At 44.4% G+C, this 20,336-nt stretch carries 21 protein-coding genes and 3 pseudogenes; 12 read left to right on the top strand and 12 right to left on the bottom strand.

The features are described from left to right. The 6 genes from UA76_RS23625 to UA76_RS06165 all read right to left on the bottom strand — a co-directional run. The coding region (locus tag UA76_RS23625) for a hypothetical protein (RefSeq protein WP_157617582.1) at positions 1 to 669 on the bottom strand (669 nt) is incomplete at its 3' end. A 71-nt stretch (positions 670 to 740) separates the two neighbouring features. Beyond that, positions 741 to 962 (bottom strand): hypothetical protein, encoded by a 222-nt coding sequence (locus tag UA76_RS06185; RefSeq protein ID WP_047044038.1) that lies wholly within the window; start codon positions 960 to 962, stop codon positions 741 to 743. 299 nt (positions 963 to 1,261) lie between these two features. Beyond that, entirely contained in the window at positions 1,262 to 1,609 is a 348-nt protein-coding gene (locus tag UA76_RS06180; protein ID WP_047044037.1) for a DUF1293 domain-containing protein, read from the bottom strand. Beyond that, a complete protein-coding gene (locus tag UA76_RS06175; protein ID WP_047044034.1) occupies positions 1,609 to 2,697 on the bottom strand; it encodes a replication initiation factor domain-containing protein in 1,089 nt (362 codons plus the stop codon). The genes UA76_RS06180 and UA76_RS06175 overlap by 1 nt, the downstream gene beginning before the upstream one ends. After that, positions 2,687 to 2,890, bottom strand: a complete 204-nt coding sequence (locus UA76_RS06170; protein ID WP_047044033.1) for a hypothetical protein — start codon at positions 2,888 to 2,890, stop codon at positions 2,687 to 2,689. The genes UA76_RS06175 and UA76_RS06170 overlap by 11 nt, the downstream gene beginning before the upstream one ends. A 4-nt stretch (positions 2,891 to 2,894) precedes the next feature. Further along, a complete protein-coding gene (locus UA76_RS06165) occupies positions 2,895 to 3,467 on the bottom strand; it encodes a 3'-5' exonuclease (RefSeq protein ID WP_047044032.1) in 573 nt (190 codons plus the stop codon). 182 nt (positions 3,468 to 3,649) lie between these two features. Between UA76_RS06165 and UA76_RS06160 the strand changes: the two genes are divergently transcribed. Beyond that, positions 3,650 to 4,018, top strand: a complete 369-nt coding sequence (locus UA76_RS06160; RefSeq protein ID WP_047044030.1) for a DUF3693 domain-containing protein — start codon at positions 3,650 to 3,652, stop codon at positions 4,016 to 4,018. A 137-nt stretch (positions 4,019 to 4,155) separates the two neighbouring features. Here the strand turns inward: UA76_RS06160 and UA76_RS06155 are convergent, their stop codons facing one another. From UA76_RS06155 to UA76_RS23835, 3 genes are all read right to left on the bottom strand, one after another. Beyond that, complete coding sequence (locus UA76_RS06155) at positions 4,156 to 5,880, bottom strand: ATP-binding protein (RefSeq protein ID WP_047044028.1); 1,725 nt, start codon at positions 5,878 to 5,880, stop codon at positions 4,156 to 4,158. After that, positions 5,877 to 7,088: an FIST signal transduction protein gene (locus UA76_RS06150; protein WP_238322193.1), complete on the bottom strand. Its 1,212-nt coding sequence runs from the start codon at positions 7,086 to 7,088 to the stop codon at positions 5,877 to 5,879. The genes UA76_RS06155 and UA76_RS06150 overlap by 4 nt, the downstream gene beginning before the upstream one ends. An 83-nt stretch (positions 7,089 to 7,171) precedes the next feature. Next, positions 7,172 to 7,339 carry a hypothetical protein gene (locus UA76_RS23835; RefSeq protein ID WP_162198936.1) on the bottom strand — a complete coding sequence of 56 codons (168 nt, stop codon included), beginning with the start codon at positions 7,337 to 7,339 and terminating at the stop codon, positions 7,172 to 7,174. Positions 7,340 to 7,793: 454 nt separating this feature from the next. Here UA76_RS23835 and ccoN point away from each other — a divergent pair, with 454 nt between their 5' ends. From ccoN to ttcA, 11 genes and pseudogenes are all read left to right on the top strand, one after another. Further along, positions 7,794 to 9,221: a cytochrome-c oxidase, cbb3-type subunit I gene (ccoN, locus tag UA76_RS06140; RefSeq protein ID WP_047044024.1), complete on the top strand. Its 1,428-nt coding sequence runs from the start codon at positions 7,794 to 7,796 to the stop codon at positions 9,219 to 9,221. 11 nt (positions 9,222 to 9,232) lie between these two features. After that, positions 9,233 to 9,853 (top strand): cytochrome-c oxidase, cbb3-type subunit II, encoded by a 621-nt coding sequence (ccoO, locus tag UA76_RS06135; protein WP_047044022.1) that lies wholly within the window; start codon positions 9,233 to 9,235, stop codon positions 9,851 to 9,853. 9 nt (positions 9,854 to 9,862) lie between these two features. Then, complete coding sequence (locus UA76_RS06130) at positions 9,863 to 10,036, top strand: CcoQ/FixQ family Cbb3-type cytochrome c oxidase assembly chaperone (protein ID WP_047044020.1); 174 nt, start codon at positions 9,863 to 9,865, stop codon at positions 10,034 to 10,036. Then, positions 10,036 to 11,015, top strand: a pseudogene (gene ccoP, locus UA76_RS06125) (cytochrome-c oxidase, cbb3-type subunit III). The gene UA76_RS06130 and the pseudogene ccoP overlap by 1 nt, the downstream one beginning before the upstream one ends. A 114-nt stretch (positions 11,016 to 11,129) precedes the next feature. Next, a complete protein-coding gene (locus UA76_RS06120; RefSeq protein WP_047044018.1) occupies positions 11,130 to 11,609 on the top strand; it encodes a FixH family protein in 480 nt (159 codons plus the stop codon). A gap of 5 nt (positions 11,610 to 11,614) precedes the next feature. Next, positions 11,615 to 14,012, top strand: a pseudogene (locus tag UA76_RS06115) (heavy metal translocating P-type ATPase). Between the two features lies 1 nt (position 14,013). After that, on the top strand, positions 14,014 to 14,175 hold the full coding sequence (gene ccoS, locus UA76_RS06110) for a cbb3-type cytochrome oxidase assembly protein CcoS (RefSeq protein ID WP_047044016.1): 162 nt from the start codon (positions 14,014 to 14,016) through the stop codon (positions 14,173 to 14,175). After that, on the top strand, positions 14,172 to 14,846 hold the full coding sequence (locus UA76_RS06105; RefSeq protein WP_047044014.1) for a sulfite exporter TauE/SafE family protein: 675 nt from the start codon (positions 14,172 to 14,174) through the stop codon (positions 14,844 to 14,846). Before ccoS ends, UA76_RS06105 begins: the two co-directional genes overlap by 4 nt. A gap of 88 nt (positions 14,847 to 14,934) precedes the next feature. After that, entirely contained in the window at positions 14,935 to 15,684 is a 750-nt protein-coding gene (locus UA76_RS06100; protein WP_047044012.1) for an FNR family transcription factor, read from the top strand. Positions 15,685 to 15,815: 131 nt separating this feature from the next. Next, positions 15,816 to 16,762 (top strand): annotated as a pseudogene (gene uspE / locus UA76_RS06095) (universal stress protein UspE). Between the two features lie 147 nt (positions 16,763 to 16,909). Then, positions 16,910 to 17,845: a tRNA 2-thiocytidine(32) synthetase TtcA gene (gene ttcA, locus UA76_RS06090; RefSeq protein WP_047044011.1), complete on the top strand. Its 936-nt coding sequence runs from the start codon at positions 16,910 to 16,912 to the stop codon at positions 17,843 to 17,845. Between the two features lie 72 nt (positions 17,846 to 17,917). Here ttcA and UA76_RS06085 read toward each other — a convergent pair whose 3' ends face one another. Genes UA76_RS06085 through UA76_RS06075 form a run of 3 tightly spaced genes read right to left on the bottom strand, consistent with a single transcriptional unit; the run spans position 17,918 to position 20,242 of the window. Next, positions 17,918 to 18,571: a DUF2987 domain-containing protein gene (locus UA76_RS06085; RefSeq protein WP_047044008.1), complete on the bottom strand. Its 654-nt coding sequence runs from the start codon at positions 18,569 to 18,571 to the stop codon at positions 17,918 to 17,920. A 14-nt stretch (positions 18,572 to 18,585) separates the two neighbouring features. Further along, positions 18,586 to 19,416 (bottom strand): glucosaminidase domain-containing protein, encoded by an 831-nt coding sequence (locus tag UA76_RS06080; protein ID WP_047044006.1) that lies wholly within the window; start codon positions 19,414 to 19,416, stop codon positions 18,586 to 18,588. Further along, positions 19,409 to 20,242: a hypothetical protein gene (locus UA76_RS06075; protein WP_047044004.1), complete on the bottom strand. Its 834-nt coding sequence runs from the start codon at positions 20,240 to 20,242 to the stop codon at positions 19,409 to 19,411. The genes UA76_RS06080 and UA76_RS06075 overlap by 8 nt, the downstream gene beginning before the upstream one ends. Between the last annotated feature and the right edge of the window lie 94 nt (positions 20,243 to 20,336).

The following is a 20,336-nucleotide window of genomic DNA, read 5'->3' as shown; positions in this document are numbered from 1 at the left end:
GGTCGGGTATCGGCACTCTTCACTCGTTGGGTCGCAATGTGGAACGTCTTGTTCATTGCCACACGTTAAGCCAACCACACAATCATTTGGATTGTAGTTACATGACGTTGAAACGTTAGGGTATTGAGGCGCTGGGTTTTCAGAGCACGACCATTGAAAATCGACATCATAAAGACTCGAATTTGGATTACCTTGCTGACAGGCCAACTGCTCAAATTCAATATCTTTGGTGACTTGCGGGTCATTGCAAGTGATTGGGCTAGGAACATCGTTTGAACAAGTACCATCACCATTGTCGATAGGGTGTGACGTTGGGCACCTATTCCTAATTAGATAAGCATCTCCGATAACCATATCGAAAATGGGGTATGAATCCCTATAAACGCACATTACGTGATGTGTAGAGGAAGCGACTGGCTTTATAAATGGCGGTGCTAAACAGGGTAGATTGGGGATCTTTGAATCAATGAGAGGCAAACATTGATTTGAGTTTTCAACAAACGCGACGGTTTCATAAACAGAGTTAGGGTGATTTTGCACACATTGCCAAACGTCCCGTTTGGGGATGGTTTCAGCGCTGGCCTTTGGTGTGAATAGGATTAACTGTGCAAGAAGTAGAACCCCATAAAGAAAGTGACGATTACGTAAGTATCGAGTGTCATAGTCCATTACCTTTTTTCTCCATAAAAAAGGGGGACGCAGAACATCCCCCAGTGATTAGCAGCAAGCTTGGAAGGTGATTAACCGCCGAGTTTTCCCAGACCTTTTTTGGTTGCAGACAACTTGATGTAAGCGATACCCAGTGCGACCGCAGCAACGACGAAACCTGCTACAACGGCCACAGCTTCAGTCACATCGATTGAAGTCGATGCAAAGGCAGGGGCTGAAGTTGCTAGCGCGACAGATGTTGCGACCGCGGCTTTTTTGCCAAATTGTTTAGTGCGTTTAACTAGATTTTTCATGGTGTTTACCTCTCATTGAGTTTTCGAAAACCGTAGCAAGTTGCGAAAAAGACAAGCGTAATAGGAGCTAATAACATCAACTCGCTGACGGTTAGGTATTGCGGCATTAACTGAGTTAACGCCATGGTTTTCCATCCTGATGGACAGGTGTTTTCGACAACTGGCTGACTACAAACTAGAACGTACATGGTGTTACCTCGTAGACAGCCAATATAGGAAGCCCGATGCGCTCAAGAGAATCGCTAAGAACCACTGAATGGCGGTGATGATTTCTGGAAGCGCGTCGAACGAATACATGATTAATTGGCCGCTTTAAGTGACTCGGTAAAGTGCTTTTTCACGCCGTCATCTTCTGGCTTAAGTTCAGTGACCAGAATCTCTAACGGATCATTAGGGTTTGCACCAAACGACAAATCGTAAGGCGTGTTTGGGACAAAGGCGCGTGATTCAATGAGTTTCTTGGCGTAAGCCACATCCATTTTTAACGCCTGTTTGTTAAACGGAATATCGGTGTTAAAGCCGATGCCGTATTGTTCGAACTTCTCTACTTGAACGGTTTCAACTTCACGAAGAACGCTCAGTTCCGCCATTTCTTGACCTGATTTCGGGAAGCGTTTTACTGCAATCCCTGTGATGATTACTGCCATTACCTTGACTCCATTACATTGTTCATAAGTGATTGGTATGAGTCGGGGACGCCGATTAGTTCGAAGTCAGCCCGTCTGTGTTTTTGGGGTATCAACATGCCAAAGGCTTCCCCTAAATCTCCCTCAGTCATCGCGATGATTTCAGCCAGTGCCGTACCACATTGACGACGAGCCCAAGCAATACGCCCGAAGAATTCAAGACCTTGTACTTTCTTGAGTTTTTCGAATTTCACAGGCTCGGCAGGTTCGATACTGGCCGCAAAGTCACACAGTCCAGCAAAGGCCGAGGCAGGCGAGGCGAGGTAATCAATATCGACTTTCTTTAGTTCCACTTCGTTGCGGTACCAAATGACGTTAGGGTCTGTGATTTTTTGCTCTAACTTCTTGTTGTAGACACGCCAATAAACCGTTGAAGAACGAGAACCAACAATGGTGGCTTCTTCAAAGAGTTCACCAGATTGAGAGATACGTTTATGAGGGACCATTGTTGGGCCACGGCCTTTCTTGGCGGTGCGAAATGCACCCTCATAAAAGCACATCTGCGCATACTGGCAGTCAAAGTTTCCGGTGTAGTCGTCGACGGCCAAGTCGAGACGGGATAGGCGAGTGACACCCAAAATAGAGGAGAGCCACCAATGCAGTTTTTGTGGTGTAATGTGGCTAAACAGCTTTTTACAACCTGAGCCGTTTACTTGAATAAAGATGGTGTCTTGGTTGCCACCGATACCAATCAAGCCACACTCAACCGTTCCCGTCATATCAAGAATGACCATCGAATCTTCATAGCCATGTAAGCCACGGCCACGCATAGGAGACAGACGGAACTTGAAGACCTTTTCCATGAATTCATCAAGGCGATGCGCCAGAACTTTCATGACCTTGGTTTTGTGATTGATGGCCGCACGTTCTATGGCTTCGGGCGTGATTGCTTTTGGCTGACGAAACTCAGGGAACTGCAAGTTGATAAAGTCTTGGTCGTTCGACTTATCCAAGTGGGTGAGGTTGGATAGGGGAAATGAAAAGGCCAAGTGGTCAACAATGACGGGGCGAACTTCATCATGGTATTGGTGAGGTTTCTTAGATTGCATGAAACACTCCTTTGCGTACCAATTCCTGATAGTTTTCATCGGTGATTTCGACGAGCTGATAAGCGTCACTGCCGTAATGCATCGCCATGTATGCATCGAACTGTTGGCGATTTTTAAAGAAGTGATGACCCCATGGGAAATACACATTGATTCCCACATTTGGCTCATTGTCGAAGTAGATGAAGTCGCCCATGGGATTAAGCCTGTAGTTGAGCGTTAACGGCATGAACAAGGCGGCGAGTCATTTCACAATCAGCAGAGGCTCGGTGCGCCTTTAAATCAGATGTATCAATTTCCTGTTGAACACAGGCATTAGTGAGGCGTTGCCACTTGTAATCACCGTGGTATGGGTCTTCTTCTTGGTAGAAATCGGCGTACCAAAGCATGACGCATTGAGTAGACAGTTCATTGATGAATTGGCGTTGTAAATCGAAGGAAGCAAACTCTAAACCAGAATAACGCAGTGATTGAAGCAACAAACGAGTGTCGAAATCAGCGTTGTAAATCAGAATGTCACGACCAGATAAAGCGGTGCGGATGTCATGCCATGCGTCAGCAATCGTTGGAGAATGGCGAACATCATCATAGGTAATGCCGTGAATGTCGGTAGCGTCAACAGGGATTGGCTTTGATGGGCAGATGAGTGACGTGTAAATAGTGTTACCGTGTAACGCATCAATAATGGATACTTCGATAACTTGCGCCCATTTATCTAGGCCAGTGGTTTCCGTGTCTAAAATAACAGCATTGCTTAAATCTAGCGGTTTCATAATCTAACTCCTTGACTGAGTGCGAGTGACCACCAAGAGCAAAAGCGTCAAGGGCTAACGCCCAAGGTAGTCAAATACGATTAAGTATCGATTTCCGTATACTGTAGGACACAAAAAACGATACTGTAAAGACCGCTTTTTGTGGACTTCGGGTATACAATTAACAGGACGGAGGATTTTCCATGTACTCAAATGAACTGTTAGATGCCTATAAAACGGCGAAAAACTACATACAAGACAAGCAAATTGCGCATGACTTAGGCTTAAGTCGTCAGAAAATCAGTGCAATTAGAAATGGTCGACGCTATCTAACTGAAAAAGAAGCACTTTTTATGGCGGAAACCATAGGAATGGATGCAGAAGAAGTGTTGGTGTATTTGGCCGCAGATAAAGCAAAAGAATTTAAAGCTCAGCAAGCGTGGGCGAACATCGCAAAAAAGTTTAACGGGCGTGGATTCCAAGGAATATCAATGGCTTTAGCCACATTGATGGTAGCCAAAACCAGTGCTGTAGAAACCCTATCTCAGTGCGCATTATGTATATTATGTTAAATTATGTGTAATGCTACGTGAAATCTGGCTGAGTTTGTGGCCCATACTCCTTTCTAACTCACACAGATTAAACATAAGTGATTTACCATAAAATACCTAATAATCAGTTACCTAATCAAAGATTGGTATTCTGATTATTAGGCTCTTTCAAAGACATCATTGATTGTCGCTATGATGTCTTCGCTGCGAATTGGCTTTGCAACAAAGCCATTCATTCCTGCTTTAATGCATTCTTGTTTGTCTTGTTCCATTACGTGTGCAGTCAATGCAATGATCGGTAGATTAACCCCCATATTACGTAAGGCTCTGCTCGCAGTGAGCCCGTCCATTTCGGGCATGGACAAGTCCATCAAAATTAAGTCAATGTTGCAGCTGTTCGAGTTGTCCTTGAAGAAATCGCACGCCTCTTTGCCATTGTTTAAGATGGACACGTCTAACCCATGGTTCTTTAGGACGAGCTCAATCACCATCTGGTTGGTCTTAGTATCTTCTACAACGAGAACATTTAATCTTTCGCCCACCTTTAATGAACGACCTGCTGAATTAACCGAGTCGACTTTTAAGCGTTTCTTGATTGGAATTTCCACCTCAAACGTAGAGCCGATCCCAAGTTCACTTTGGATGGCAATCTCACCGCCCATGATTCTGGCTAGATGTTTGGTAATCGTAAGCCCTAACCCTGTTCCGCCATAATTGCGAGTAATCGACCCGTCAGCTTGCTTGAATGGCGAAAACAGAGAATCTTTCACCTCTTCTGATATACCAATGCCCGTATCTTGGACTGCGAGTGTAAGTCGACCATCGGCTTCTTGAAGGACGACGGTGATGTTTCCTGAGTGAGTAAACTTCACCGCATTACCCACTAAATTGAAGATCACTTGAGAGAACCGAGTTGGATCCATCCAATATTCGCTCTCTTCATCAATGTTACAGTGACAGTTGAAAACTAGGCCTTTCTTTTCAGCGAGTTGCCTTAGGTGACTTAAGCCATTATCGAACTCATCTACGATACTTACCCATTGAAGATTAAGGTCAAAATGCCCTGTTTCAATTTTCGTAAGATCGAGAATGTCATTGATAATGACTAATAGCAGTTCTGCCGACGCTTCCATTTGCCCAAGCATGGTAAGATGCGTAGTTTTTTCTGTATCGCTAGTAAGGACATCGATTAGCCCCAAGATCGCATTGAGTGGCGTTCTGATTTCATGGCTCATCATCGCCAGGAACTGTGATTTTGCGTTGTTTGCTTCGATAGCTTTTTGCTGGGCTTTTTCTAACTCACAAGTTCTGTGTTGAACGAGTTTTTGAAGTTGCTCTTTGTTCTCAATATCAATGATCGCCCTCTCAATTAGCGGTTTGAACCTCTTAAGTCGTTCTCTGGTTTGGATATCGAACTGCCCTTTTCTTCTCCCAAGCAACAGGATGATGGATTCAGATACTTGACCTTTTACACCGATTAAAAGCGCTGACTGTAGTTCGTCTCTAATTAGTGAGTTAAATCCCGAGAACTCTACCAACACATTGGGTTGAAACAAAATGATGCATTCACCTGCTACCGCCCTTGAAAACTTGTTTTCTCGTTGCCAAGTATAATCATTAAATACTTGATTTGTCGTCAATAAAGTTTGGAACAGCTGCGAACTGTCGGTTCGAGTTAGAACCACAAAGTCATCAAAATCTATATATAGAGAGAGCACTCTTTTGATCTCTTTGAAAATCTGATGATGGTTTTCGGATGTGGTTATACTCGATAAGGCCCTGAGAATGGTATGGTTCTCTTTCGCTAGTTGTTTTTCACGTTGCCTGCTTTGCTCGAGTTCAAGCATCAGTTCGTTGAGTTGTTCACTTTGAGAAATGTTCATACTGTATGGTTAACTCGACTCGTAAAAACTGGCGGCAGAGAACATGAGGTTACCATGCCGGTATCCCCGCCAACAAACCTCCCTTGTTCACCAAAGGTAAATGGACAGATAAACGGCGTGTCCTTTAATTCATTTTTGATTTGTATATAGAGGGATTCTAGTTCGTCTTTGATAAGCAGCATTGAACCAGCACAAATGATGCATACTGCTCCAATTTCTTTTGCTTCGAAGCTATAGTTTCGTTTTGTTTCTTTAACAACTCTGGCTCCCCGATGGATCAACTGCTCTATACTTCCCGACATTAATGTGACATTGTCACCCTGACAGATGCCAGTAAATAGATGGATGCCCTCTTCTCCTGTTATCTTGATTGGATGAGAAAGCTTGAAGTAAGGCTGTTCAAAAACGGTGCCAGCGACTCTGCCCAGCGGGTACTGTGTGACGAGATCGAACACAAAGCCTTTTGGAACCTCTATACCTGCATGATCTGCAATCCATTCACGATAGACACTTTGCGCGGGTTGGTGGTCTATTTCTAGAAGCTCCCTTCCTTGTACCTTAGTTGCAATACCGTTGAACTCTGTTGGGATGTAACCTGCGCTGAAATTAGTGGTGATGTTCGAAGAAGAAAAGAAGAGTTGAATAGCCGCACCTTCATTCACAGCGGCCTCTTCTGTAAACAAAGACCAGTTACCTGCGATGTGATTATCAGCTGCACTTCCTCCAATAATGGGTATTGGCAGACCGAATTTTTGGTCGATAGTGGCAATGACTTCTTCTTCGATACCCGGCGTGGCATGTAGAACGATAAAATTGGGCGCTTCGCCGACTCTATCGAGATTCTCAAGGGTCTTATCAATGCTCGCCGAGACGGTTTCGCTGATGCTTATGTCTTTTTGTATGCGGCATAGGGTGTTCCCATAAGCGCTATGTTCGTCATCATAAATGGCCATTACTGCGACGACTTGACCGGTGTGAACGCCAGTATTAGTCATTAAGCCTCGGCAGGTAGATGCGCCTATCAAAGAAACGTTCTTGGGAAGGGAGTCGACAAAAGCAGCTCTGAGCGCATGTTCATCATAGTCTTCGGTGAAATAACACAAAACACTCTTCAAGCTGTCAGTGATCAGATCAGAGAGAAGCGCTTCTACTGCCAAAGTTTCAGATGGATTATGGGTAACTCTTGTGGAAATTTGCATCAAAGACATGTAATCAAAAGTTTTCCTATTTATACCCCAAACTCATTGATTTTAATAGGCACTATAGTCACGTCTACGATCTAGGTTCTTATCTATTGATCATTTACGCGAATTACGAAGTCCAGTTCGGTGTAGTTTAGAACAAGCTCGTTGTCCCCTTCTTTAAACAGTTCTTTGCTGAGTAACCAACCGTCCTCTGTTTTTGGGATGATTTCTTGGTTGTGCGTGAGTGTAATTGATGGATCGTTGGTGTCGGTCATAACTTCAAAATTTCCGGGCTTATTAGATAGCGTATAAGCATCATCATTTACTTTAAATGTACAAATTGTTGTCAAGTTGCAATCGAAATATACGCGGTTCTTATGAGTTAAAGTGCGCCAAAAAAAAGCAACAATAAGTATCGTTAACATGATGATTATTTGTACAAAACGAGCTCTGGTAAGCTTCTGAGCCGGCATAAGGTGGTTTCCTCGTGTAACAAACTTCAAACTTTTGAAATAAATAGTCAAAACCCAACCGAGTGTAAGGTTACTACTCTGTCATTGAATTGTTAATTCAAGTATAGTCGTGAGCTGAAAATGCCACTTTTTTTTAAAATCGGCAAGATTTTTCAACTTCGTTTTTAAGTGGGCAAATTTTGCAGATTTGGGTGGCATTACGACATCTGTCGTGTTGGAAGTAAAGTGTAGTTAATTAGAAATTGGAAGCATGCAAATGAGCCAAGAAAAGCAGCTTGAACAAAACTACAATTATACCGTCGTTCGTCAATTTACCCTGGTGACCATATTATGGGGTATTGTCGGTATGGCTGTAGGTGTTTTGATTGCCGCTCAATTAGTTTGGCCACAGCTAAACTTTGATACGCCGTGGTTGACGTATAGCCGATTACGTCCTCTGCATACTAATGCGGTTATTTTTGCGTTTGGTACAAGTGCCCTTTTTGCAACATCTTATTATGTTGTTCAGCGCACCTGTCAAACACGTCTATTTGGTGGCCCTTTGGTCGCATTCACCTTCTGGGGTTGGCAAGCTATTATTTTAGCCGCCGCCATTTCTCTTCCTCTGGGTTTAACCTCAGGTAAAGAGTACGCAGAACTTGAATGGCCAATCGATATCGCTATTACCCTCGTTTGGGTCGCTTATGCGGTCGTGTTCTTCGGAACATTGATTAAGCGTAAGACCTCTCACATTTATGTAGCGAACTGGTTCTTCGGAGCCTTCATTATTACTGTCGCAGTTCTTCACATCGTAAATAGCATGGCGATCCCTGTTTCATACGGGAAGTCATACTCAATTTACTCTGGTGCCGTTGATGCAATGGTTCAATGGTGGTATGGACACAACGCTGTAGGTTTCCTACTGACAGCGGGTTTCTTAGGTATGATGTATTACTTCGTTCCTAAGCAAGCTGAGCGTCCTGTCTATTCTTACCGTTTATCTATTGTCCACTTTTGGGCGCTAGTTTCTCTATACATCTGGGCAGGTCCGCACCACTTACACTACACGGCCCTACCTGACTGGACTCAGTCACTAGGTATGGTGATGTCTCTTGTGTTATTTGCTCCATCATGGGGTGGTATGATCAACGGTATCATGACCCTATCTGGCGCATGGCATAAGCTTCGTTATGACCCAATCCTTCGTTTCCTAATTGTGTCACTCTCGTTCTACGGTATGTCAACGTTCGAAGGCCCTATGATGTCTATTAAGACAGTTAACGCACTTTCTCACTACACAGACTGGACTGTTGGTCACGTTCACTCTGGTGCGTTAGGTTGGGTTGCAATGGTTTCTATTGGTTCAGTTTATCACTTAGTACCTCGCCTCTTTGGTCAAGAACGCATGTACTCAGTAAGCCTGATCAATGTTCACTTTTGGTTAGCAACTATTGGTACGGTTCTATACATCGTAGCGATGTGGATTTCAGGGGTAATGCAAGGCCTAATGTGGCGTGCAGTGAACTCTGACGGTACGCTAACATACAGTTTTGTTGAGTCTGTACAAGCTTCATACCCGTACTACACAGTACGTTTCATTGGTGGATTTATCTTCCTTTCAGGTATGTTCCTAATGGCTTACAACACATACAAAACTATCGCTGCACCTAAAGATAGCTTGAAAGCTATTCAGCAACCGGCTTAAGGAGATGGAGAATGAGCAATAATTCCAAAAATCGCCATGAGTTAGTTGAGAAAAACGTAGGCCTATTAGCCATCTTGATCGTTTTTGCTATCAGCTTGGGTGCCTTGGTAGAGATCACACCTCTTATCTTCCAAAAGCAAACGACTGAACCGGTTGAAAACCTTCGTCCGTATACTGCTTTAGAGATGGAAGGTCGTGATATTTACATCCGTGAAGGTTGTAATGTTTGTCACAGTCAAATGATACGCCCATTCCGTTCAGAAACTGAGCGTTATGGTCACTACTCAGTGGCTGGCGAGCACGTTTGGGAACACCCATTCCTGTGGGGTTCAAAACGTACTGGTCCAGATCTAGCGCGCGTAGGTGGTCGTTACTCTGATGAATGGCATCGTGTTCACCTTATTGACCCTCGTGAGCTTGTTCCTGAGTCAAACATGCCTGGCTTCCCTTGGTTAGAAGAAAACCTATTGGATGGCAAGCATACTCAGAAGAAGCTTGAGATATTTAAGAATCAGTTCGGTGTGCCATACACAGACGAGCAGATTGCGAACGCGGCAAAAGATGTTGAAGGAAAAACAGAGATGGATGCAATCATCGCTTACCTTCAGTCTCTTGGCCATGCGATGAAGTAAGGAGAGATTATGGATATCGGTACTATTCACAGTATTTGGACCATAGTGTTGTTTGTTAGCTTCATTGGTATTGTTTGGTGGGCATACGGCAAAAGCCGTAAAGCGCGTTTCGACGAAGCGGCCAACCTTATCTTTGCCGATGAGCAGAAAACCTCTTCAGAAGATCAAGGAGTGACTAAGTAATGACTACATTTTGGAGTCTATGGATCATCGTAATCACCGTTGGTACCCTGCTTGGCTGTGCTGCTCTTTTGATGTGGTGCCTAAAAGACAAAATGGGTGTTGAGGAAGGCGATGATATGGGCCACGAATACGATGGTATTCGTGAGTTAAACAACCCATTGCCTAAGTGGTGGACTTATCTTTTCGTAGGTACGTTCATCTTCGCAGCAATCTATCTAACCCTTTACCCAGGATTGGGTAATTTCAAAGGCGTGTTAGGTTGGCAGAGCTCGGATCAAACGGTTCGTTCTTTAGAAGAGTCGAAAGCTTCTATTGCTAAAGCGCAGCAGAACAAGCAGTTGAACCAGTATGCGAAAGAACTAGACGATGCTGAAGCCTACTTTGGTGAAGCGTTTAAGCGCCTAGCTTATCAGGAAGATGGCACGACTCTGCGTCCTATTCCTGAAATCGCTGCGGATTCTGAAGCAGTAAAAGTAGGCCAACGTTTGTTCCTACAAAACTGTTCTCAGTGTCACGGTTCAGATGCACGTGGTCAAAAAGGTTTCCCTAACCTAACTGACGATGCGTGGCTGTACGGCGGTGAGCCTGAAGCTATCGTAACAAGCTTGATGCAAGGCCGTGTCGGTCAAATGCCAGGTTGGAAAGATGTACTTGGCGAAGACGGCGTACGTGAAGTGGTAAGCTACACACTTAGCCTGTCAGGCCGCTCTGTGAATGTTCGAGAAGCTGAAGCAGGTAAAGCTCGCTTTGCTGTGTGTGCTGCTTGTCACGGTACAGACGGTAAAGGCAACCCAGCTGTGGGTGCTCCAGACCTAACAGACCAAGTTTGGTTGTTTGGTGGCTCACGTGCAGACGTAACGGAAACTATCTTATACGGCCGCTCTGGTGTGATGCCTGCTTGGAAAGACATCCTCGGCGAAGACAAGATTCAACTTGTTTCTGCTACGTTTGGGGCTTAAGTAATACCGAGCAAGAGTAATAAGTAACATTTCAATAACAGCCCCTTTATTAGGGGCTTTTTTTCTTTTAAAGTAAGTTTCCTAAGTGTTTGTAAAATATTAATTTTATTTTGTTATAGATTGAGAGTTTTTATATGGAAAAGCCTTGGTATAAGCAGTTTTGGCCGTGGTTTCTACTCTTCCTAAGTGTTGGCGTTTCAATGTTAACTTTGGTGCGAGTTGCTATACTTACCAACCACTCAGTTCACCTAGTAACTGAAGATTACTATAAGAAAGGTAAAGGCATTAACGTTGATATCTCCAGAGTCAACGTGACTAAAGAATTAGGGCTTAATGCATCCGTTCATTCCGATGGCAACACGGTCATTATCCAGTTTGATAAGGGTGAATTAGAACATTACCCAGCGATTACCGCGATGTTTGCGCATCGAACGCTTCCTGATCATGATTTCACTAAGCTTGTTACTGCTAATGCTTTGGGGCAATATCGCATTGCTCTTGATAGTGAGCTCCAAGGCCCATGGTTCCTTGAGTTGACTCCACATGACGAGCAATGGCTAATCCAAGGCCGTATTGAGTTCCCTACTGACCAACCTATCCAACTGTTGAACTAATTACTATGACTAAAGCGTGTTATCACTGTGGTGAAGATGTACCAGTAAACACGGATTTCAAGGTCGACATCCTGGGCGAAACGCGCACTATGTGCTGCCCAGGGTGTGAAACCGTCGCTCAGACAATCGTAGATAATGGCCTTGTCTCCTACTACCAATATCGCACAGCACCAGCTGAAAAAGTTGAGCTAGTACCAGAGCAACTGCAAGCGCTCATCCATTATGACAACGAGCAAGTTCAAACTGAGTTTGTCAGAAATAGCGAAGATCAAAGTGAAGTGACGCTGTCACTGGATGGTGTATCGTGCGCCGCATGTGCTTGGTTGATAGAAAAGCATATGATGGCGAGCAATGGCGTGGTTTCAATACGAGTAAATACAACGACCAATCGCGCTATTCTTGTTTGGGACAAAACTAAAACGCGATTGAGTGAATTACTCGGTCAAATACACGGCCTTGGTTATAAAGCCGCCCCCTTTGAAGCTGATCAACACGAAGCAAACTACCATGCTTCCATGAAGCAGTATCTATACCGTCTTGGTGTGGCTGGTCTTGCGACAATGCAAGTCATGATGTTGGCCGTTGCCTTGTACTTGGAAGTGTTTGCTGATCTAGAGGAAGAGTTTAAAAACTTTTTCCGTTGGGTGAGTTTAATATTCGCCACACCAGTTCTGCTTTATTCCGCTTTGCCTTTTTATGTGAACGCTTGGCGAAGTCTCAAAGGTCGAACACTTGGCATGGATGTCCCGGTATCCATCGCTCTTATTATTGCTTACGTCGCGTCTGTTGTTGCGACCGTGCAAGAGAAAGGTGAAGTATTTTTCGAATCCATTTCGATGTTCACTTTCTTCTTATTGATTGGTCGTTTCTTAGAGATGCGCGCGAGGCGTAAAGCCGCTGCTGCGAGCGGTAACCTGCTTAAGCTTGTACCGTCCATTGCAACCAATTTAGACGGTGAACAGGTTCCTGTTAACTCTCTTAAGGTTGGTGACAAGATACGAGTCCTACCGGGTGAGCACGTTCCTGCTGATGGTCTTATCCTGTCTGGACGTGTCCATGTTGATGAATCCATGTTAACCGGTGAGTCCCTTCCAGTAGTTAAGAAGCAAGGTGATCGTGTATTTGCGGGTACTTTGAATGGTGAAGAGTCGTTTGGTCTAGAAGTCGCGTCAACCAAAGCAGATTCCGTGATTTCCAGTATTGTACGTTTGCAAGATGAAGCGCAAATGTCGAAGCCGAAGATTGCTGAGATTGCCGATGTGGTAGCACGCTATTTTGTGGGTGCGATTTTAGTTATCGCAGCTTGTACTTGGTATTTCTGGCACCAGTCGCGCCCGGATGATGCATTTTGGATCATGCTTTCAGTGTTGGTTGCCACTTGTCCATGTGCCCTATCTTTGGCAACGCTACCGCTATTACGTGTGCAACATCTCGCTTGGGTACTTTAGGTATTTTACTTCGCAAAAACCATGTGTTTGAAACTCTGTGTAAAGTGAATCATTTAGTCGTTGATAAAACTGGTACGCTCACCCATGGCGATATCGAGATAAATGAAACGACGCTTTATGGTGACTTTCTACAAGGCGACTGGAACGAGGAACGCGCCCTTGCGATTGCTGCTGAATTAGAAGCGCATGCCAATCACCCTATCGCTCGAGCCTTTAGAACATTTAAAACTGGTGAATACGAGATTACCGACGTAGAAAATATCATTGGTTCAGGCGTTGTGGGTATTTATCAGGGTAAGACACTTAAAATTGGCAGTGCCACGTTTGTACTTGGAAGTAACAACAGGCGAGTAAAAGCGAACAGTATTTACCTATCGATTGATGATGAACTTGTTGCAACTTTCAGCTATCACGATCCTATCCGCAAAGAGAGTCAAGAGTTTATTGAGGCGTTTAAAGCGTCGGTATTAAAGTGACGCTTCTTACTGGTGACTCTAGTGAAAACGCTGAGCCAGTAGCTAAAGCAATGGGTATCGAAAAGGTAGTGGCAGGCGCGAAACCGCAAGATAAACTCGACTATCTCAATCAGTTACCAGAAACGGATGTTACGATGATGTTGGGTGATGGCATTAATGATGCGCCTACCCTTGCTGGTGCCCACCTGTCAGTAGCGATGGGCGGTGGTACCGATGTGGCGAAGGCGTCGGCTGATATGGTGCTTCTGGGTGACCGCTTAAATCGCTTATTAGAAGCACGTGCAATGGCGATCCAAACTCGTAAGATCATTAGAGAGAACTTAGCGTGGTCCTTGGGGTATAATTTATTTATCTTGCCACTAGCGGTTGCTGGTCTCGTAGCGCCTTATTTTGCAGCATTAGGTATGTCAGCAAGCTCGGTTGTGGTAGTGTCTAACTCCCTACGACTTCTTAAAGAAAAAGAGAAAGGAAAGAAATAGGATGGAAAGCCTCTACATACTGATTCCTATCGCGATTGTTTTAGTTTGTGTTGCCACAGGTATTTTCTTGTGGGCAGTGAAAAGTGAGCAGTTCGAAGATCTGGAGCGTCAAGGCCACAACATCTTATTTGAAGACGAAGACGAGAAAAAGGACACTAAGTGAATCCTGATTGGATTGGTGCGTTCGCCATTGGATTTGTAGGCGCGGGTCATTGCTTGGGTATGTGTGGTGGCATCGCATCTATGCTCAGTATTGGGCAGGCAAGACCCTCAAAGTGGATTCCACTGTTTTATAACCTTGGCCGTTTAATCAGCTATGCACTGTTTGGTGCTTTAGTGGGTGGGGCTCTATCATCGCTAGCAAGCCTCTCTTCAGCCAACAGCTTACTTGGGTTTCTTCGTGTATTCACCGGCGTCTTTATGGTGCTGCTCGCACTTTACATCGGCCGCTGGTGGTTCGGATTACTCAAGTTGGAGAAGCTTGGGCAAGGCCTATGGAAGTACATCTCTCCCTTCGCTAGCAAGCTTTTGCCTTTGAGACACCCTACTCACGCTATGCCATTCGGCTTTATATGGGGATGGTTACCGTGTGGTTTGGTATATTCAACGTTAACATGGTCAGCAGTGTCAGGTAGTGCTCTTGATGGTGCGTTGATTATGTTCGCATTTGGATTGGGTACACTTCCCACCATGCTATTAGTGGGCTATGGTTCTCAAAGTTTGAAGTCTTTGCAACAATCTCCGACTTTTCGGAACATCGCGGCATCTTTGCTGCTTTTGTATGGCCTACATACGATATATCAATCACTATCACTTTTGTCATTAAACTTGTAGCGAACTGATATATGTGAAGTTTTTACACTACCCTTTATGTCCAATGAGTGTTAAAATATTGATGTATATCAATTAGTGAAAGGTTGTTATGATTTCTGAAAAACCTGCAACAAAACGCGTTCAATCAGGCGGCTGCGCTATCCATTGTCAGGATTGCAGTATCAGTCAGCTTTGTATCCCGTTTACCTTAAATGACTCTGAACTTGATCAGTTAGATCAAATCATCGAGCGTAAAAAGCCAATTCAAAAAGGCCAAGAACTATTTAAGGCGGGCGATGAGCTTAAGTCATTGTACGCTATCCGCTCTGGTACGATTAAGAGTTACACAATCACAGAGCAAGGTGATGAGCAAATTACAGCCTTTCATTTAGCTGGCGACTTAGTTGGCTTTGATGCGATTACTGGCGATGAACACCCTAGTTTCGCCCAAGCTCTTGAAACTTCAATGGTTTGTGAAATTCCTTACGAAATTCTTGATGATCTGTCTGGCAAAATGCCAAAGCTTCGTCAGCAAATCATGCGTTTGATGAGTAACGAAATCAAAGGCGACCAAGAGATGATTCTGCTTCTTTCTAAGAAGAACGCTGAAGAGCGTCTAGCAGCATTCTTGTTCAACCTATCTACGCGCTTCTCGCAACGTGGTTTCAGCCCTCGCGAGTTCCGTTTGACCATGACTCGTGGTGATATTGGTAACTACTTAGGTTTGACCGTTGAAACGATCAGCCGCCTGTTAGGTCGATTCCAAAAATCAGAAATTCTCAGCGTTAAAGGTAAGTACATTACTATCATCGATCACGATGCGCTGATGGATCTTGCTGGTGTGTCAAAAGAATCTTAAGTAACTTCAATGATGTAGCTCATTCCTGAGCTACATCATACTTTTCCTAATTTCCCCTCTTTTCTCTAAAATATTACCCCGAACTACGCTACATTAAAGGTAGAGACTAATTCCATTTCACAGGGGTTAATATGAGTATTTACAGTAAGATATTAGTTGTTGCTGATATCAACCATGATGACCAACCGGCACTTGCTAGAGCCATTAAGCTCGCCAGCAAGAGTCAGTCACGCAGTCGCGTTGTCTTCTTCCTCTCAATCTATGATTTCTCCTATGACATGACCTCCATGTTGTCTATGGACGAGCGCGATGCCATGCGGCGCGGCGTTATACATCAGCGTGAACAGTGGATGAGAAAAATTGCGGCTGACTACATTGATGATTCTTTCGATTTTGAAGTCAAAGTGGTTTGGCACAATCGCCCTATGAAGCGATTATCGCTGAAGTATATGCAGGTGAGCACGACATAGTGATTAAAGGCACTCGTAAGCATGACGTTCTAGAGTCGGTCATCTTTACTCCGACGGATTGGCACCTACTTCGTAAGTGCCCCGCTCCAGTACTTCTGGTTAAAAATACCCAATGGCCAGAGAACGCTAGTATTTTAGCGTCTGTTCATGTTGGCTCTGAAAACGAAACTCATATCGATCTTAACGACAGAATGGTCGATCAGCTCAAGAGCCTCACAGACCGCCTAGGTGGGCAGCCATATTTAGTCAATGCTTATCCGGTCACGCCAGCCAATATTACGATTGAGTTGCCCGAATTTGACCCATCAACTTATACCGATGCAGTGCGCGGTCATCACCTGACCGCTATGAAAGCATTGAGACAAAAACACGGTTTCGATGAAGAGTTTACGGTTGTAGAACAAGGTCTCCCAGAAGATGTTATCCCTGATGCTGCTAAGAAATTAAATTCTGCCTTGGTCATACTTGGTACTACGGGACGCACCGGTTTCTCTGCAGTCTTCATTGGCAATACTGCAGAACATGTGATTGATAAGATTGATTGTGATGTACTTGCTTTAAAACCTGCTGGTTACGTGAGTCCTCTCGACCCTGCTACCGCTATCTAACGACACTGCATTTAGAAAATGACCTAAATCCTCACGAAGTTTCGTGGGGATTTTTTGTTTATAGCCTCAGAATAGCTAGAATCTTCGTGATATTTGCGTATCATACGCACTTCATTTTAGTTTGAACCAGCAAAAGACGTATCTTAAATGACTGAGCAGACCCAAGAGCGCACAAAGGCTCAACAGTACAATTTCAATAAACTACAGAAGCGTATTCGACGTAATACCGGCCAAGCCATTGCCGATTACAACATGATCGAAGACGGTGACCGTATCATGGTCTGCCTATCTGGTGGTAAAGACAGCTTTACCATGTTAGATATTCTTATGAGCCTTCAAAAGAGCGCCCCAGTCTCTTTTGAGCTGATTGCGGTCAACCTAGATCAAAAACAACCGGGCTTCCCAGAACATATTCTTCCTGAATATCTAGAAAGCCTTGGCGTTGAATACAAGATCGTTGAAGAAGATACCTACTCTATCGTTCAGGATAAGATCCCTGAAGGTAAGACGACGTGCTCACTGTGCTCTCGTCTACGTCGTGGTATCTTGTACCGTACGGCTAAAGAGCTGGGTGCAACCAAGATTGCGCTCGGCCACCATCGTGACGATATTCTAGAGACACTATTCTTGAATATGTTCTATGGCGGTAAGCTTAAAGGCATGCCTCCTAAACTGGTTTCTGATAACGGCGAGCATGTGGTTATTCGTCCACTGGCGTACTGCCGTGAGAAAGACATCATCAAGTATTCTGAGATGCGCGAGTATCCTATCATTCCATGTAACCTGTGTGGTTCTCAGCCGAACCTTCAGCGCCAGAATGTAAAACAGATGCTCAACGCTTGGGACAAACAGTTCCCTGGCCGTATTGAGACCATGTTCCGCGCGGTACAAAATGTCGTGCCAAGCCATCTGGCTGACTTTGAACTGTTCGACTTCAAATCTATCGACCGCGATTCTGGCGTGATCAATGGTGGTGATATCGGGTTTGATAAGGAAGAGATGCCTGCTCAAAACTTTGTGGATGAAGACTCAGTTCAAGAGTTCGATCCATCGTTAAAATTGGATGTGACGAATCTTTCGTAATCGATGATTTGTTTCATTGCATAGATATGAAAAAGGCAGCCAACGGGCTGCCTTTTTTGGTCTGGAGATAATCTATTTTCCAGCTGGAATGTACGGCAGCACTCGAATGGTTTGTGCAGGTAGCTTCATCCAGCCATCAGTGCCAATCTGCTCTAAAGTAATGATCGCTTTACCTTGGTTAATCTGTACTTGGTCACCGTTTGCTAGACCAATTACGCCCTCTACTTGGCGGTCGAACTCTAGAGTGAGTCCTGTAATTTCTGGAGTAAACCAGCCAGCAAACATACCGCCAAGGCTTTCTAACATGGATTGCATTTGCGGAATGATAGCAGCAACGGTTTCGTAGCTTACGTTACCCGAAAGCTCTTTACGAGTATGGACAACGGTTGAAAAGTCACACTGTTTATCAGCTGGAGTATGAACATAAACCAGAGGGTTTGCGCGTCTTAAATGGCTATCAAGTGGAACGAGTACTTCATTACTTGGGCTCACTTGAATCTCTTCGTATTTCTCTTCTTTTTCCATCCAAGTTTTTTCAATGTGACACAATGAGCCGTCACTGGCATCTCGGAAAAAGAAGCCGACTTTAACATCGTCGTAGCCCTCTTCCGCATTGACTTTCATTTGGGCATAAAGTTTTGAGTAGGTAAAGCGGTACTCTTCAGCAAAAGCTGAAGAGTGAGTCAGCGCTGCTACCGCTAAAATGAGGCTTGATATTTTTTTCATTGTTATAGTTTCGTTTATTGGAGCCAAAAACCTTGGTTATGGCGAATCATCGCTTTCAAATCATCGACATAGGCTTGGCCTCGTTCAGAGTAGCGAAGCAATCCTTGAGTCAGTTCTGTGGCAGTTTGGTGACTTAACAAATCCTGACCGTCGATATGAAGCTTGTATCGAATGTCTCGTAACTCACGATAGGCATTGTTACGGTTCACATTCATAAAGTAGCCATGAATAGACTGTTGTACTGAATCAAAGTTTGCTACCTCATGTGTCATGCCTTCGACTCGTTGAAGTGGAACCAATCCACATCCCTTTGTATAACACCATTGGCCAAAAAAGTTATTGGCTTCGGTAGCAAAACGAGATGTTCCCCAAGCAGATTCGTTGGCCGCTTGAGTCAGGACTAGCGCTTCGGGTAGAACATCGACTCTTAGCAACATACTCGTAAGCCAATCTTGCGTGATACCAGAATCAGGGACCGGCAATCGATAAAGCTTACCGAGTCGTTTCGCATAGGCCAAATCTTCACTGGTAACGTCGTTTTCATCGAAATGAGCATCGATAGTTTCGAGCCTGCGTCGCTCTTTGGTAATACGGCTATTCTCTAGCTCGATACCAGGCCTTAAGTAGTCAAAGAATGCTTGTTTCTTTTCGTTCACATCGGTGATGGCTGCGAAATCAATGCTGCCGTCTTTATCACGGGCAGTTTTCTTCTTTGGTTTCTTTTTGCTTTCGGTCTCTTCTACGACAACTTTCGGTTGGTTGGTTTCTGTTTCGTAATCGTAGACAACAAAAAGGCTGCACCCAGTAAAGAGCGCAGCAGCAGTTAATCCAGTGAACTTATGCATCGAAAACCTTTGGATCTTTGTTTTGTTGGTCATTGTTGTTGCTGTCGTTATTGTCATCATCGTCTGAGTGAGGAGATTCAGATGCCACGATTTGCAAACGGATGCCAAACATAGTTCGGTACACCACCCCTTTCACATGGAAGAAGAATGGCAGAACAAAGATCAAGCCGATGCCGTATAACATAGCTGCAGCAACGAACATCATCATGACGACAAGGTAGATACTGGCCAGCGCGAAAATCTTTTTGTTTACGGCTCTTAAAGACAAAAGTAGTGATTGGAATGGCGACAGGCGTTTTTCACAGATCAGCAAAATAGAGTTACTGAAGGCAAGTGACAGGTAAAGAGACAGAAGCGGTAATAAAGCCCCAACGATACCTTGCAAGATCAGGCTGAAAAGCGTCGCAATAATAACTGGTACCGTGTATTGAAGCCCCTTAGCAATGTGACGCGATTTAGTTGTTAGGCCTGCTGCATGGCTCATCGCCATCAGACTGACACCCGCAAAAATCGGTGCGCTAACCACTTCATAACTGAAGTTGGCCACAAAGATTGCCTGAATAATACCTTGGTTAAACGCTTCTGGGTTTGATAAGGCATCAAGAATGACCGCAGGGTCACCAAGTTGTAGCTTTAACGCGATGTAAAAAATGGCAAGTTGAATGAACAGTAAAGCGATAATAGCTGGAGAGAAAGAGATAAAATTCTTGATGGTATTCGTCCATGCTTCGGACAGTACATCCGCGACTTTTAGGTCGTAGTCACCCGAGAGCGCACGCTCTACATTTCCGCCGATGTTGAAATCTTTTTCGATGTCGTTATTCATTATGTCTTCCAGGGTATACCGAGAGGCACCTAAGTGATTGAAACAAAATTGCCGTCATTATACTGCAACCGCTCGATTACTAAAATCTGATCAC

This window comes from Vibrio mexicanus (genome assembly GCF_001012815.1).
Classification (GTDB): Bacteria; Pseudomonadota; Gammaproteobacteria; order Enterobacterales; family Vibrionaceae; genus Vibrio; species Vibrio mexicanus.
The sequence above is the reverse complement of the archived record's forward strand: the minus strand, read 5'-3'. Positions and strand labels throughout refer to the sequence as shown.